13 protein-coding genes are annotated in these 14355 nt (G+C 68.0%); 6 read left to right on the forward strand and 7 right to left on the reverse strand.

Going from position 1 to position 14355, the window contains the following annotated elements; all coding sequences use genetic code 11:
• Nucleotides 1-87: 87 nt before the first annotated feature.
• Together fabD and FV220_RS20340 are read right to left on the reverse strand one after the other, a co-directional pair.
• Nucleotides 88-1029: an ACP S-malonyltransferase gene (fabD, locus tag FV220_RS20335; protein WP_056255793.1), complete on the reverse strand. Its 942-nt coding sequence runs from the start codon at nt 1027-1029 to the stop codon at nt 88-90.
• Nucleotides 1030-1113: 84 nt separating this feature from the next.
• Nucleotides 1114-1836: a carbonic anhydrase gene (locus FV220_RS20340; protein ID WP_018044471.1), complete on the reverse strand. Its 723-nt coding sequence runs from the start codon at nt 1834-1836 to the stop codon at nt 1114-1116.
• 256 nt (nt 1837-2092) lie between these two features.
• On the opposite strand from FV220_RS20340, the gene rpoZ reads away from it, so the two are divergent.
• From rpoZ to FV220_RS20360, 4 genes are all read left to right on the forward strand, one after another.
• Nucleotides 2093-2503 (forward strand): DNA-directed RNA polymerase subunit omega, encoded by a 411-nt coding sequence (rpoZ, locus tag FV220_RS20345; RefSeq protein WP_018044472.1) that lies wholly within the window; start codon nt 2093-2095, stop codon nt 2501-2503.
• Nucleotides 2504-2699: 196 nt separating this feature from the next.
• Nucleotides 2700-4937 carry a bifunctional (p)ppGpp synthetase/guanosine-3',5'-bis(diphosphate) 3'-pyrophosphohydrolase gene (locus FV220_RS20350; RefSeq protein WP_018044473.1) on the forward strand — a complete coding sequence of 746 codons (2238 nt, stop codon included), beginning with the start codon at nt 2700-2702 and terminating at the stop codon, nt 4935-4937.
• 165 nt (nt 4938-5102) lie between these two features.
• On the forward strand, nt 5103-5693 hold the full coding sequence (gene pyrE, locus FV220_RS20355; RefSeq protein WP_056146384.1) for an orotate phosphoribosyltransferase: 591 nt from the start codon (nt 5103-5105) through the stop codon (nt 5691-5693).
• A gap of 348 nt (nt 5694-6041) precedes the next feature.
• Entirely contained in the window at nt 6042-6740 is a 699-nt protein-coding gene (locus FV220_RS20360) for an NYN domain-containing protein (RefSeq protein WP_018044475.1), read from the forward strand.
• Nucleotides 6741-6803: 63 nt separating this feature from the next.
• On the opposite strand, the gene FV220_RS20365 is transcribed toward FV220_RS20360, so the two are convergent.
• On the reverse strand, nt 6804-7628 hold the full coding sequence (locus FV220_RS20365) for a prephenate dehydrogenase/arogenate dehydrogenase family protein (protein ID WP_281406097.1): 825 nt from the start codon (nt 7626-7628) through the stop codon (nt 6804-6806).
• A gap of 45 nt (nt 7629-7673) precedes the next feature.
• Between FV220_RS20365 and FV220_RS25645 the strand changes: the two genes are divergently transcribed.
• Nucleotides 7674-7814 carry a hypothetical protein gene (locus tag FV220_RS25645; RefSeq protein WP_156462997.1) on the forward strand — a complete coding sequence of 47 codons (141 nt, stop codon included), beginning with the start codon at nt 7674-7676 and terminating at the stop codon, nt 7812-7814.
• Between the two features lie 223 nt (nt 7815-8037).
• Here FV220_RS25645 and smpB read toward each other — a convergent pair whose 3' ends face one another.
• Both smpB and dapA read right to left on the reverse strand, forming a co-directional pair.
• On the reverse strand, nt 8038-8511 hold the full coding sequence (gene smpB / locus FV220_RS20375; RefSeq protein WP_018044478.1) for an SsrA-binding protein SmpB: 474 nt from the start codon (nt 8509-8511) through the stop codon (nt 8038-8040).
• Nucleotides 8512-8647: 136 nt separating this feature from the next.
• Nucleotides 8648-9547 carry a 4-hydroxy-tetrahydrodipicolinate synthase gene (gene dapA, locus FV220_RS20380; RefSeq protein WP_056146379.1) on the reverse strand — a complete coding sequence of 300 codons (900 nt, stop codon included), beginning with the start codon at nt 9545-9547 and terminating at the stop codon, nt 8648-8650.
• Between the two features lie 185 nt (nt 9548-9732).
• On the opposite strand from dapA, the gene FV220_RS20385 reads away from it, so the two are divergent.
• Entirely contained in the window at nt 9733-12039 is a 2307-nt protein-coding gene (locus FV220_RS20385; protein WP_147833026.1) for a lytic transglycosylase domain-containing protein, read from the forward strand.
• A gap of 29 nt (nt 12040-12068) precedes the next feature.
• On the opposite strand, the gene FV220_RS20390 is transcribed toward FV220_RS20385, so the two are convergent.
• Both FV220_RS20390 and FV220_RS20395 read right to left on the reverse strand, forming a co-directional pair.
• Complete coding sequence (locus tag FV220_RS20390) at nt 12069-12455, reverse strand: hypothetical protein (protein ID WP_147833027.1); 387 nt, start codon at nt 12453-12455, stop codon at nt 12069-12071.
• 12 nt (nt 12456-12467) lie between these two features.
• Nucleotides 12468-14355 (reverse strand): BON domain-containing protein (locus tag FV220_RS20395; protein ID WP_147833028.1); only part of this gene is annotated, 1888 nt, incomplete at its 5' end.

Here is a 14355-nt window from a genome sequence, read left to right on the forward strand (position 1 = left end):
CCCGGGCGATGGCGCCGCCGAGGCCGCCGGTCGCGCCGGTGACGAGGGCCTTGCGGCCGGTCAGGTCGAACATGGGCAATCCTGTTGTCAGCTGAGCGTCGGGAAGGCGGCCACGTCGTCGGGCGTGCCCACGGGGGTGGCGGTGGCGCCGGGGGCGATCCGCTTGACGAGGCCGGAGAGCACCTTGCCCGTGCCGATCTCGTGGAACTGATCGATGCCGGAGGCGGCCATGGCGGCGATGCATTCGCGCCAGCGCACGGTGCCCGTCACCTGGGCGACGAGGGCCTGGCGGATGGCCGCCGGCTCCAGCACCGGCGCGGCCAAGACATTGGAATAGACCGGCACCAGGGGAGGCTTCATCGCCACCCGGGTGAGGGCGTCCTGCATCGCCTCGGCCGCCGGCACCATCAGCGAGCAGTGGAACGGCGCCGAGACGTTGAGCATCACCGCGCGCTTGATCCCGCGCGCTTGCGCGATCGCCACCGCGCGCTCCACGGCGGCCTTCGCGCCCGAGAGCACCACCTGCCCCGCGCCGTTGTCGTTGGCGACGTCGCAGACCTCGCCCTCGGAGGCCTCCACGGCGACGGAGCCGGCCAGTTCGGCATCTGCGCCGATGAGGGCCGCCATGGCCCCGGCACCGGGCGCCACCGCGCCCTGCATCGCCTCGCCGCGGATGCGCAGCAGGCGGGCGGTATCGGCCAGGGTGAAGGTCCCGGCGGCGGCGAGCGCCGTGTATTCGCCGAGGGAATGGCCGGCCACCGCCGCCACGTCGCGGACGAGATCGAGACCGCGTGTCGCCTGGAGTACGCGCAGGGTGGCGATGCTGGCCGCCATCAGGGCCGGCTGGGCGTTGGCGGTGAGGGTCAGTTCCTCCACCGGTCCCTCGAACATCAGTGTCGAGAGCGACTGGCCGAGCGCCTCGTCGACCTCGTCGAAGACCGCCCTCGCCTGGGGGAAGGCCTCCGACAGGGCCCGGCCCATGCCCACGGCCTGGCTACCCTGGCCTGGAAAGATGAATGCGCGCGCCATGGTCATGTTCTCGCACGGAAAGGGCGGCGCAGTCGCACCGCCCGCTCCGGGTGTCAACACGAGGCGCCGCCATCGCGGGCCGGGTCAGGCCTCGTTGAAGAAGTCCACCACCCCGGTATCGAGGCTGTAGGAGGCGCCGACGATGCGCAGCTTGCCCGCCTTCAGCGGATCGAGGAGGGCGGGCTCGGAGGCCGTGCGCATACGGGTGACGACCCGGTCGACATTGGCGCGCACGCAATTCTCGATGAAGTCGCCGGGCTTGCCGCGTGCGGACAGCACCGCCGGCACGATCGGCTCGATCATCCGGCCGATGGAGCCGGGATAGACGGTGTTGTTCTCCACCACGTCGGCCGCCGCCAGCACGGCACCGCAGCGGCTGTGGCCCATGACCAGCACCAGCGGAACGCCGAGCTGCGACACGGCGTATTCCACCGACCCGAGGGCGGCGGTATCGGCGGTGTTGCCGGCATTGCGGACGATGAAGAGCTCGCCCAGACCGCGCCCGAACAGGATCTCCGGCGAGACGCGGGAATCCGAACAGCTCACCAGCACGCAGAACGGCGTCTGCCCGAGGGCGATCTCGATCCGGCGGTCGCGGCCCTGCACAGAGCGCACCGGGCTGTCGGTCTTGTAGAGGCGATTGCCTTCCTTCAGCAGCTCGAGGGCCTGGTCGGCCGTCAGGTCCGTCTTCTTCGTGGACGGGCTGGCCGCCAGACCGAGATTCGGCATGGCGGTGGCGGCGAAGGCCGCTGCGCCGAGATGGCAGGCACAGCTGAACAGGCCGCGGCGGCTGAGCGTCTTCGTCATGAGGTTTGGGCCCTCTTCCAATCGCCATGCGAAGGCTCGCATGAGCTTGACCAGGGCCACGCATAACCGTGGGGCGGAGTGCTGTCGCCCTGGCGATAAGCAGCGGCCCCGGGCCGGGATGGAACGCAGGTCCCGAACGTGCTGCCCGTGTGGGCGGCGGATGCAATATGCTGGTCGCGCTTGTTGCGCCGCGCGAGGCGGTGTATGGAGCCGGATCAATCTCTACATTCCCGGTCTATGGAAGGAGCCCTCCCGCATGGCTCGCGTCACCGTTGAAGACTGCATCGACAAGGTCGAGAACCGTTTCGAGCTCGTCCTGCTCGCGAGCCACCGCGCCCGTTTGCTGGCCGCCGGAGCGCCGTTGACCATCGACCGCGACCGCGACAAGAACCCGGTCTGCGCGCTGCGCGAAATCGGCGACGCGACGATCACGGCCGACGACCTCAAGGAACAGCTCATCCATTCGATGCAGAAATATGTCGAGGTCGATGAGCCGGAGGCCGAGACGGTGCCGCTGCTGTCGAGCTCGCCCGCCGCCGCCGCCGTGGCGCCGCAATCCTCCAGCGACGACGGCGCCGTCCAGTTCGACCGGATGAGCGAAGAGGATCTGCTGCGCGGCCTCGAGAACCTCGCTCCGCCCACCGAGACGGACGAAGAGGCCGAGTGATCGGACGACCCGTTTTCGACTGACGATCCTGTTTGACTGACAATCTCGCGAAAACCCGGCCATGCGCCGGGTTTTTCGTTTTTCGGCGCGAGAAACCGGTGTCATGCGGCGCCATGGGTCTGGCGTGCCCGGCCGCGATGCGGGACAACATAAGACAAAGGCGGGCAGTCACGATGTGTGAAGGGTGTTGCGGCGGATGATGCGCCAGTACGAGCTCGTGGAGCGGGTGAGGCGTTACAACCCCGCCGTGAACGAGGCCCTTCTCAACCGCGCCTATGTCTACGCCATGCGCGCTCACGGCACGCAGAAGCGGGCCTCGGGCGATCCCTTCTTCGCCCATCCCCTCGAAGTCGCGGCGATCCTCACCGATCTCCGGCTCGACGACGCCACCATCGTCGCCGCCGTCCTGCACGACACGGTGGAGGACACGGCCGCCACCCTCGACGAGATCCGCGAGCTCTTCAGCCCCGAGATCGGCGCCCTGGTGGACGGGCTGACGAAGCTCAAGCGCCTCGACCTCGTGTCGAAACGCGCGGTCCAGGGTGAGAACTTCCGCAAGCTCCTGCTCGCTGTGGCGGCGGATGTGCGCGTGCTGCTGGTGAAGCTCGCCGACCGCCTTCACAACATGCGCACGCTCCACCACATGAAGCCGGAGAAGCGCGAGCGGATCGCCCAGGAGACGCTGGACATCTACGCGCCGCTCGCCGGCCGCATGGGCATGCAGGAACTGCGCGAGGAACTCGAAGACCTCGCGCTGCGCAACCTCAAGCCCGAGATCTACGCGACGATCGCCCAGCGGCTGGCCGATCTCGCGGTGAAGTCGGAGCGCTTGGTGGAGAGCATCGAGCGGGATCTCACCGCAAAGCTCGCCGCGCAGGGCATCAACGCCGTGGTCACCGGGCGGCAGAAGCGGCCCTTCTCGATCTCCGCCAAGATGGAGCGCAAATCGGTCGCCTTCGAGCAGCTCTCGGACATCTTCGGATTCCGCATCATCGTGGAATCCCTGTCCGAATGTTACGGCGCCCTGGGCGTCGTCCACACCACCTGGCCGATGGTGCCGGGCCGCTACAAGGATTACATCTCCACCCCGAAGCAGAACGATTACCGCTCGATCCACACCACGGTGATCGGGCCGAAGAGCCAGCGCGTCGAGCTGCAGATCCGCACCGCGGCCATGGACGAGATCGCCGAATACGGCATCGCCGCGCATGCCCATTACAAGGAGAGCGGCGGCAAGGACGAGATCGGCGGCGTCCATCCGCGCCTCGCCACGGAAAGCGGCGCCTATCAATGGCTGCGGCGGACCATCGAGCTCCTGGCCGAGGGCGACAGCCCGGAGGAGTTCCTCGAACACACCAAGCTCGAACTGTTCCAGGACCAGGTGTTCTGCTTCACGCCGAAGGGGCGCCTCATCGCCCTGCCGCGCGGCGCGACGCCCATCGATTTCGCCTATGCGGTCCATACCGATGTGGGCAACACGGCGGTGGGGGCCAAGATCAACGGCCGCATGGCGCCGCTGCTGATCGAGCTCGTCAATGGCGACGAGGTCGAGATCGCGCGGGCCGACGGGCAATCGCCTCCGGCGGCCTGGGAATCCCTTGTGGTCACCGGCAAGGCACGCGCCGCGATTAGGCGGGCGACTCGCTCGGCCGTGCGGCGGCAATATGCCGGCCTCGGCCGCCAGATCCTCGACCGCGCCTTCGAGCGGGCGGCCAAGAGCTTCTCCGAGGACAAGCTGCGGGGCGCGCTCCCCCGTCTGGCGCGCCAGAGCACGGAGGACGTGTTCGCGGCGGTGGGCCGTGGCGAGATGTTCTCGGGCGACGTGGTGCGCGCGGTCTATCCCGACCACAAGGAGGAGCGTCGCACGGGCCCGGCCGCGCTGCAGCAGCCCATGGATGGAGGGGCGGGGCGTCTCAGCCTCGCCAAGGGGCAGGCCATGCGCCTGACCTTCCCCGAAGGCGCCGCCGATATGGGCCGTGCCGACGCCATCCCGATTCGCGGTCTCGACAACGACCTGCCGGTGAGCTTCGCCCCGAATGGCGGCGCGGTGCCGGGTGACCGCATCGTCGGCATCCTGACGCCCGGCGTCGGGGTGACGATCTATCCGATCCAGTCGGCGGCGCTCGCCGATTTCGACAACGAGCCGGCGCGCTGGCTCGACGTGCGCTGGGACGTCGAGGCGGGAGGGAGCGAGCGGTTTCCCGCGCGCCTCGCCCTGCAATCGATCAACGAGCCCGGCGTCCTCGCCCAGATCGCGCAGGTCATCGCCGATCACGACGGCAATATCGACAACGTCTCGATGAAGCGGCGCACCCAGGATTTCACCGAGATCGTCATCGACCTCTCCGTCTGGGACCTGAAGCACCTCAACGCCATCGTCGCCGAGCTGCGGGGCAAGCGCACCGTGAGCAGGGTCGACCGCGTCAACGGCTGAACGGCCGGGCTCCCGCGACGCGTCGTCGGCCATCACCGCCGCGTAACGCTCTGTTTACCAGGCCTTGGTGTGGGAAGGCCCCCGGCGGGTCGGGGCGCCTTGCGCCTCGTGGTCCACGCTGCCACAAACGCCGCCGGACCGTCTCATTCTAGGAACACTTTTCTCATGACGCCAGACGCGGTGCTCGCGGAATTCCGCGAGGCGGGTGCCCTGCTCGAAGGGCATTTCGTCCTCAGTTCCGGGCTCCATTCCGGTGTCTTCCTGCAGAAGATGGCGATTTTCTCCGACCCGGTCCGGACGGAGCGACTGTGCAAGGCCCTGGCGGAGGTCATCGTCGCCCGTTTCGGCCCCATCGACATCGTCGTGTCCCCCGCCATCGGCGGCATCGTGCCCGGCTACGAGACGGCCCGCCATCTCGGGGCGCGCGCCATCTTCGTCGAACGCGATCCCGGCGGGCCATTCTCCCTTCGTCGCGGCTTCAGCATCCCGGCCGGCCAGCGCGCGGTGATCGTGGAGGATATCGTGACCACGGGCCTCTCCGCCCGCGAATGCCTCGCCTCCCTCCAGTCCGAGGCCGGAGAGGTCATCGGCGCGGCGTGTCTCATCGACCGCTCGGGCGGGCGCGGCGAGATCGGCCTTCCCATGGTCTCCCTGGTCACCCTCGACATTCCGGTCTATCCTGCGGATGCGCTGCCGCCGGAACTCGCCGCGCTGCCTGCCGTCAAGCCCGGCAGCCGAGTGAAAGCACCGGGCTGATCCTAAGCAAGATTAGAAACTTAAGGTAGTCGTTTTTCTGGCATGCAATTAGGCATATCAGTTGCGCAAAGTGGAATATTGTAGGCAGACCTAGCTTTCATTCGATTTCTCTGGTGATTGCATACATGTCATGGTTGACAAGCGCCGCGCTCGGACAATAACAAAGGATATGATAGGCGGGTAGCTCCGGTGGCCCGCTAATTCTTGGTTTTATTTATGATTTGATTATTAGGATCAAATTCTTCGCGTTATCAAGCATTCGGGTTTGCAAGTCTTCTGGTGAAGCGTTGAGCTTTCGGACTTTCTTGCCTTACATGTGAAAAATCTGATGAGAAAATGGATCATTCAATGAGCGCACAACAGCGCAGCGCCCTGTTCATAGACGGGGCAAATCTTTATGCGGCGACGAAGGCACTCGGTTTCGATATCGACTATCGCCGGCTGCTCAAGGAATTTCAGGCTCGCGATAATTTGATACGAGCTTTCTACTACACCGCGATGGTGGAAGATCAAGAATATTCATCGATCCGTCCGCTGATCGATTGGCTCGACTATAACGGTTACCGGGTCGTGACGAAGCCGGCCAAGGAATTCACCGATTCCGCCGGCCGTCGCAAGATCAAGGGCAACATGGACATCGAGCTGGCCATCGATGCCCTCGAGCTCGCGCCCCGCATCGACCACATGGTGCTGTTCTCCGGCGACGGCGATTTCCGCTCCCTGGTGGAAGCGATGCAGCGGCGCGGCGTCCGCGTCACCGTCGTCTCGACGATCCAGACACAGCCGGCCATGATTGCCGACGACCTTCGTCGGCAGGCCGACGAGTTCGTCGACCTCGTCCATCTCATTCCCCGGGTCGGTCGCGACCCCGGCGAGCGTGGCGTCCGAAGCCAGGGCGACGGTCCGGCGCGTGGTCCGCGCGAGTTGCCGCGAGACATTCCACGAGACCTGCCGCGCGACGTGGCCGAACGGCCGGCGGCGCGTCCCAATCCCGGTCTGGAAACCCGCTACGGTATCCGCCAGGGCGACGACGCGACCGAACAGTAACGACATCTGTCACCGGGGAAGCGCGGCAGACCGCCTCTTCGGCACCTATCTGGAGCATCGCTCTCAGCCCGTGGCGTCCGCGCCCTGAGCCGACAGCTCCGCTTCCAACCGCGAGGCGTGCGCGAAGAACCGGCGGCGGACATCCGCCGCATAGGGGTTCGCGCGCTCGATCGCATCGAAGACTTCCGGCGCATCGTGCCTGACCATGCCGACCGCCTGCATCAGCAGGTCGAAGCTCTTCGTCGTCATGCGGGTCGGCAGCGGCTCCATCTCGACGAAGACCTTTGCGATGAGATGGGTCAGCCCCTGGACCGAGGCGGCGGCCCTGTCATGTGCCTCCGGGTCCGTGAGGATGACGTCGAGGCCGAGCTGCTTGCGCAGGAAAGCCGCGGCACGCCGGCCTCCCCTCCCCCGGATCGGACATACGGCGATCTTCAGCCCCTTCACGCCCGAACGCGCGCTCTGCGGTCCGAAGAGCGGATGCGTCGCGACGATCTCGACGTGATCGGGCAACCCGTCTGCCATGATCCTCGCGGCTACCATCTTCACCGAACCTACATCGAGGACGAGGGCGCCCGGCCGCAGGTGAGGTCCGATGGCGGAGACCACCTCGGCGAGTTTGGAGACCGGAGCGGCCAGGACGACGACGCGACAGGTGGCCGTCTCGGCGAGCGAGCCGAGCCGCACCCCGGCTTTCCTCGCCCCTTTCTGCGTACTGAATTCACATATCTGGTCGCCGGTCGTTCTCCCTACCCAGGCGGGTTCGACATGAGGCGCGACGGGCTCCCTCTCCTGGAAGGAGAGGGCTGGGGTGAGGTGTGGTCCGCCTCCGAAAAGGTCACACACCTCACCCTGTCCCTCTCCTTCCAAGAGACGGCACCCGCGCATCCCGCGAGATGTGTGAACGCCGTAGTCTTCCAGGAGACGGGACTCGTGCTGCCCGTGAGATGCCTGAATATCGTCGCCTTGCGGCAGGGCGGGATCGTAGGCGCGCAGCGGGAAATACCGCCCGAGATGTTGGGCGATCAGCTGGCCGAACGCGCCGAATCCGATGATCCCGACGGTGATGCGTGATGAAGGGGACGTAGCCAAAGACACGGAACTGACCTCTATGGAGCCGAGGGGCCAGCGGTGCTTGGAAGAGGGTCAACCGCCGACGACCGGGGCGGTTGAGACGTGACAAAGCACCTCGCCGCTAAGGGAGCGGCGCGTAATACAATCCGGATAGGATCGGGCTCGTCGTCATGGGCGGTGTCTTGGCAGGGCGGGCATCGCCCGTCAACGGAGCGTTCGTCGGTCAGCCCTTGTCGCGCATGATCCGGGCGCGGTCGCGCTCCCAATCCCGCTCCTTGGCGCTCTCGCGCTTGTCGTGGAGCTTCTTGCCCCGGCCGAGACCGAGTTCGATCTTCGCGCGGCCCTGCTCGTTGAAGTAGATCTTCAGCGGCACCACCGTGTAGCCCTCGCGCTTCGTCGCGCCGATGAGCTTGTTGATCTGCTTGCGGTGGAGCAGCAGGCGGCGCGGGCGCTTGGTCTCGTGGTTGAAGCGGTTGGCTTCGAGATATTCCGGGATGTAGGCGTTGAACAGGAACAGCTCGTCGCCCGACGGCCCGGCATAGGCCTCGCCGATGGCCGCCTTGCCCTTGCGCAGGGATTTGACCTCCGTCCCGGTCAGGGCGATGCCCGCCTCGAGGACGTCCGAGATCTCGTAGTGGAAGCGGGCGGCGCGGTTGTCGGCGACGACGCGGCGGGTGTCTTGCGGTTTGGGAGCCATCACATCGTCGGTTCTGGAGCATCGGCCTGTCCGCGCCGATACCCCTTGTCTGGAAGGATCTGGTGCCGTCATCGGCCGCGCGATGCGGCCGATCGACATTCATATGGTTCGCCGGCGTTTCGCCTGCGAGGGGTGATCAGCCGTCGATCAGGCCGGCATGGCGCAGGGCGGCGTCGACGATGCCCTTGGTGGCATCGCTGACCGTGAGGAGCGGCAGGCGCACCTCGTCGCTCATGTGGCCGAGCCGCGACAGGGCATATTTCACCGGCGACGGGTTCGATTCCGCGAACAATCCCACGTGCAGCGGCAGCAACTGGTCCTGAAACCGCAGGGCCGTGGCGTAATCGCCCGACAGGGTCGCTTCCTGCAACTTGGCGCAGAGGCGCGGTGCGACGTTCGAGACCACCGAGATGCAGCCGACGCCGCCCTGCGCATTGAATCCGATCGCCGTCGCATCTTCGCCCGAAAGCTGGATGAAGTCTTCACCCATGGCTTGGCGTTGCAGGCTGACACGGTCGAGCTTGGCCGTGGCATCCTTCACGCCGGCGATATTCTTGAGCTCATACAGCCGCGCCATGGTGTCGACGCTCATGTCGACCACCGAACGCGGGGGAATATTGTAGATGATGATCGGGATGCCGATGGCGTCGTTGACGGCCTTGAAATGCGCGTAGAGCCCCGCCTGCGTCGGCTTGTTGTAGTAGGGCGTCACCACGAGCACGGCATCCGCGCCGGCCTTCTCCGCGTTGACGGCCCGTTCGACGGCCTCGGCCGTGGAATTGGAGCCCGCGCCCGCGATCACCGGCACACGGCCGGCGGTCTCGGCGATGCAGGCGGCCACGACACGGTCGTGCTCGTCATGGCTCAGGGTCGGCGTCTCGCCGGTGGTGCCCACGGGCACGAGGCCATGGATGCCCTGCTCGATCTGCCAGACCACGAATTTGCGGAAGGCGTCCTCGTCGAAGGCGCCGTCGCGAAACGGCGTGGCGAGGGCGGTCATGGCGCCCTTGAGGCGTTGGGTCGTGGTGTCGGTCATCCTGGCGTTCCCGGCCGTCGATCTTTCGGTGGGCCGGTGTGCCGGCCGCGTCACCGCTCTCGCGGACGGGCAGACATAGGGCCTCGCTTGCACGCGCGCAAACGGTCCGTCGGCGCAGTTAATGACTTCTTAATGCCCTCTGGGACAGCTTAAGCATGTCCGCATCCGACGGGACTGGAAGAACCATGGCGTTCTGGACGCGCTCCTATCGTGCCGCCCTCCCCGTGTCCCTCGCCGTCGCCTTGGCGGGGACGACGATGTGGATCGGGCCGGCCTCGGTTTTCCCCGTGGCGGCCGGCCAGGGGGACGACATCGTCACCCGTCCGTCGAGCGATGCCGTCGCCCCGTCCGTCCTCGTGCCGGACAGCCGGGCCGCCGCCACCGATGCGGTCGCGGCCGACGCTTTGAAGCTGGACGATCGCAGCGCCGAGACCGCGCCGAGCAAGGCCCTGCCCGCCGCCGCCAAGGCCTATGCCTCCGCCGATCCTGAAGCGCCGATCGCCTTCCCCCTTCCCGATGCGGCGATGACGCCGGCCGCGCCCGTTCCGGAGGTGCCCGATCCCGCCCGCGCGGCCCAGGTGGCGCCGGATGTCGATCTCCCCGCCCTGCGCCAGGCCATCGATGCCTATCGACGCGGCAAGGTGTCCGAGGGCGACCGCCTGCGCGACGGCTTCACCGATCCCGCCGCCCTCGCTCTGCTCGAATGGGTGGCGATCCGCGCCGGCTCCGGCATCGGCTTCGAGCGCACGGTCTCCTTCACCCGGACCAACCCGGAATGGCCGGCGGGTCCGCTCCTGCGCCGCCGCGCCGAGGAGGCGCTTCTCACCGAGCGCAAGAACCCGGCGACCGTGCGCGCCTTCTTCGCCGGCACCCGTCCGTCGAGCGCTCCGGGCAAGTTCGCCCTTGCCCTCGCCTTCCGGGCGGAGGCCCTCGACGAGGACGCCGCCTCCCTGGTCCGCGACCTGTGGCGCTCCGAGACCTTCGGGCGCGCCCTCGAGACCAAGGTGATGGACGCCTTTCCGGGTGTCCTCACCCGCGTCGATCACCGCTTTCGCATGGAGCGCGCCCTCCTGAAGGAGGATTACGAGTCGGCCGGCCGGGCCGCTGCCTATGCCGGCGGCGGCTATGCCAGCCTGGTCCGCGCCCGCCGCGCCGTGGAAGACAAGAGTTCCTCGGCCGCCTCCGCGCTCAACGCCGTGCCACCGTCGCTCCGCAGCGATCCGTCCTACATCCTGTCGCGGGCGCAGTATCTCCGCCGGGCCGACAAGCCGGTGGAGGCCGCTGCGATCCTCGCCACCGCCCCCACCAACGGCGACGTCCTCGTGGATGGCGACGAATGGTGGGTCGAGCGCCGGATCGTCGCCCGCAAGCTCATCGATATCGGAAATCCAAGCCTCGCCTACGAGGTCGCCGCCGGCCATAGCGGCCGCACGGTGGAGAAGCGGATCGAGGCCGAGTTCCATGCGGGCTGGATCGCCCTGCGCTTCCTCGACGATCCGGCCAGGGCCTCCAGCCACTTCGCCAAGGCCGCGACCATCGCCGAGACGCCGATCTCGCTCGCCCGCGTCGCCTATTGGCAGGGCCGCGCCGCCGAGGCGGCGGGTGATGCGGGCCTCGCCAAGACGTTTTACGAGCGCGCGGCGCTCCAGCCCATCGCCTATTACGGGCAACTCGCCCGGGCGAAGCTCGGACAGGCGAGCCTTCCGCTGCGCGTCGTCTCCGAACTCGAGCCCGCCGCCGCGACGGCGTTCGAGAACCGCCTGACCACGCGGGCCCTGCGCATGCTCGAGGCGGCTTCGCTCAAGGACCTGGCGCTGCCGCTCTACATCGACACGGCGAACCGTTTGACCAACCCGGCCGAAATCAGCGCGCTCGGCAACCTCGCCGTCGATGTGAGAAATTCCCGCGCCCTCGTGGCCATCGGCAAGCTCGCGGTCCAGCGCGGATTGCCCCTCGACGCCCATGCCTACCCGACCATCGGCATTCCCGATTACGAGGCCTCCGCCGCCGTTCCCCTGGTGGAAAAGGCCATGGTCTTCGCCATCGCCCGCCAGGAAAGCCAGTTCGATCCCCGTGCCCAATCCAGCGTCGGCGCCCGCGGGCTGATGCAGATGATGCCGGCCACCGCCCAGCGCACGGCCCGGCGGGTCAGCGCCTCCTACGACCAGGACCGCCTCACCAGCGATCCCGCCTACAATGCCCGCCTCGGCCAGGCCCATCTCGGGGAGCTGATGGAGGATTGGCGCGGCTCCTACATCCTCGCCTTCGCCTCCTACAATGCCGGCGGCGGCAACGTGAAGAAGTGGATCGACGCCTATGGCGATCCACGCCGGACCGGGGTCGATCCCATCGACTGGGTCGAGCGCATCCCCTTCACCGAGACCCGCAACTACGTCCAGCGCGTGATGGAGAACCTGCAGGTCTACCGCAGCCGCCTGGAAGGCAAGAGTGCGCTGCTGATCGAAGGGGACCTTCAGCGCGGGGCGCGGTGAGCGGAAGGGGTATCCTCCCCTGACCCATCTCATCCCGAAGCTTTCCCTCGAAGCCTCCGCTCGGCACTGGCAGCGGGTCGAGGTGATGGAGCGCGACGGTCGGGGGAGCCGCCGACACGGTCGAGGCCCGACGCCCTCGGCGGCGACGGACGGGCCAGTCTCGCCAGGGCTCCGGTCCCGGCGCCGACGAGGTAGGCCGCCAGGTTCAGCGCCGCGCTCTCCACCCAGAAGCCCGGGCGCCCCGGTACGAGCCCGCTGAAAGCGAGCCCGGCGAGCGCAACGGCCCCGAATCCGAGTCCGAGTCCGATGGCGGTCGAAAGCCGGTCGCGTGGCGGTCCGAAGTGCCATCCGATGGCGGCGCCCAGCGCAAGGCTGGCGGCGAGCGCGGGCCAGAGAATCGTCAACAGCAGGAGCATCGGGACGATCTCTCAGGAGCGCAGGGCGAGGCCGACGCCCTGCCCGGTGGCATTGGCGCGGCCGGCGGGCGCGGCGACGATCCTGTCCGCCGGGATGCCGGCCTGGAGCAGATACTCGACGATCACAAGCGCCCGCTGTCGAGCGATGTCGGGTTCAGGCTCCGCCGGTTTCGCCTCTTTCGGGGCTTCCGCCTTGGCATCCTTGTCCTTTGCCGCCTTGTCCTTGCCGTCCTTCACAGAGGCGGGCTTGGGATCGGCGGGCTTCGCATTAGGCTTGTCGGCCTTCGCGACCACCGGCTTCGAGGCCTTGTCGGCGTCCCGAGACTTTCCCGAATCGACCGACGAGGTGTTCTCCACCCCTGCGTCCAGGGCGGGTTTCGGTGCGCTCGCGGCACCGGCCGGGTCGCTATGACCCGTCACCTCGATGCGCAGACCGGGGCAGGCTTTCGCCGCCGAGGCCACGGCGTCGAGGGTCGGATAGAACTCCGCTCTCAGGGTGACGCCGCCGGGTGCGAAGACGAGGCGGCTCCCGTTTGTCGCGCGGTCGAACGAGTTCCGGCAGGCCGCCGGGTCGTCCAGGGTCGTGCCGGGCGGCGGCTTCACCTCGGTCTGCGCCTGCCAGCCGGCCGGCATCCGCCGGGCGAGATCGGCCTCGAACCGACCGGCACTCTCGCGGTAGAGGCTGTCGCCGGTCAGGGCGAGCTTCCTGTCCGAGAGGCGGATGTCGCCGGTGGCGAGCATGGCGAGGCTGGTGATGCCGGCCTCGACGGCGCCGATGAGGTTGGGCGGTGCGCCCTCGGCGATGCGGCTCTTGTCGACGATGCGTTCGCGGAAGAAGCGCGGTCGCAGCGTCGCCAGGATACGGTCGCGCGTGGCGCCGTCGGGAAGGTGCCCGGTCAGCGTCACCGCATCGCTCTCGCGCCGGACCATGAAGCGATAGGGCGAGAGCGGCATGGCGGCGAGATCGACCGGCCCGGCCCTGGTGCCTCGCGGTCGCCCGTCGCGCAGCAGCGCGTCGACCTCGCCGATGGCCTGCCCGTCGAGTGCGGTCCCCGAGACCGACAGGCGCGAATCGGCAAATGTGACGCTGCCGTCCTGCAACAGCGAGGAAAGCCGGAAGGCGAAGCGGCCGAGCGTGGTCGGATCGATCCCAGCCGCGAGACCACGGGCGGTCTGCATCCGGTCGTCCACCGTGGCGCCATCGGCGGCATCGTCCGCCATGGCGCGGATCTCCTCGCGTGCCGTCTCCGAGACGACATTCCCCGAAAGGACGAGGCTGCCGCCACGCTCGCGGGTCACCGCAAACCGGAAATCGGGGGTCGCCGCCGGCCGGATGTCGACCTTGCCCATGGTGAAGCCGGTCGGAGGATGGGCCAAGGCCTGCCTGACGGCCTCGTAATCGGCCACCGTCGATGCCTCGCCGCTGAGCGACACGGTGGTGTCGGCGATGGTGGCGCTGGCGCCCGGAGCCAGCGGCTTCAGTTGTTCGAGCGCGAAGGCAGAGGCGGTGGAAAAGTCCGGCGGCGCTCCACGCGCGGCTTTGGCCTGATCGACGATCCTGGTCTCGGACGGAAGTTCCGGGGCGAGCTTCGCGGCAAGCGCCCGCGGGCCGATCTCGACAGGCCGGTTGCCGGTCAGTTCGATCCGCTCCGGGCTCGTGCGCGTCGCCGTCCAGACGAAGGGAGAGGCATCCTCGACGATACCGATACGCCCGACCACGTGGCGCAGGCCGGGCAGGCGCTTGAGCCTGTCGAGGGCCGCGACGCGCCCGGCCTCGTTCGGCGCCTCTCCGGTGGCAATGAGGTCACGGCCCCGCACGTTCAGGCGCAGCCAGGGCTCCAACCCCGTCTCGGCCGTCGCACGCGCGACCGGGCCGGCGGTCTCGTCGAGCCGCGCGGAG

The organism is Methylobacterium sp. WL19 (assembly GCF_008040005.1).
In the GTDB taxonomy this organism is placed as follows: domain Bacteria; phylum Pseudomonadota; class Alphaproteobacteria; order Rhizobiales; family Beijerinckiaceae; genus Methylobacterium; species Methylobacterium bullatum.

Excerpts from the sequence above, each read along its gene's own strand:
- fabD (WP_056255793.1), bottom strand. The coding sequence starts at position 1,029 with ATGGCGCGCGCATTCATCTTTCCAGGCCAGGGTAGCCAGGCCGTGGGC.
- FV220_RS20340 (WP_018044471.1), bottom strand. The coding sequence starts at position 1,836 with ATGACGAAGACGCTCAGCCGCCGCGGCCTGTTCAGCTGTGCCTGCCAT.
- rpoZ (WP_018044472.1), top strand. The coding sequence starts at position 2,093 with ATGGCTCGCGTCACCGTTGAAGACTGCATCGACAAGGTCGAGAACCGT.
- FV220_RS20350 (WP_018044473.1), top strand. The coding sequence starts at position 2,700 with ATGATGCGCCAGTACGAGCTCGTGGAGCGGGTGAGGCGTTACAACCCC.
- pyrE (WP_056146384.1), top strand. The coding sequence starts at position 5,103 with ATGACGCCAGACGCGGTGCTCGCGGAATTCCGCGAGGCGGGTGCCCTG.
- FV220_RS20360 (WP_018044475.1), top strand. The coding sequence starts at position 6,042 with ATGAGCGCACAACAGCGCAGCGCCCTGTTCATAGACGGGGCAAATCTT.
- FV220_RS20365 (WP_281406097.1), bottom strand. The coding sequence starts at position 7,628 with ATGCGCGGGTGCCGTCTCTTGGAAGGAGAGGGACAGGGTGAGGTGTGT.
- smpB (WP_018044478.1), bottom strand. The coding sequence starts at position 8,511 with ATGGCTCCCAAACCGCAAGACACCCGCCGCGTCGTCGCCGACAACCGC.
- dapA (WP_056146379.1), bottom strand. The coding sequence starts at position 9,547 with ATGACCGACACCACGACCCAACGCCTCAAGGGCGCCATGACCGCCCTC.
- FV220_RS20385 (WP_147833026.1), top strand. The coding sequence starts at position 9,733 with ATGGCGTTCTGGACGCGCTCCTATCGTGCCGCCCTCCCCGTGTCCCTC.
- FV220_RS20390 (WP_147833027.1), bottom strand. The coding sequence starts at position 12,455 with ATGCTCCTGCTGTTGACGATTCTCTGGCCCGCGCTCGCCGCCAGCCTT.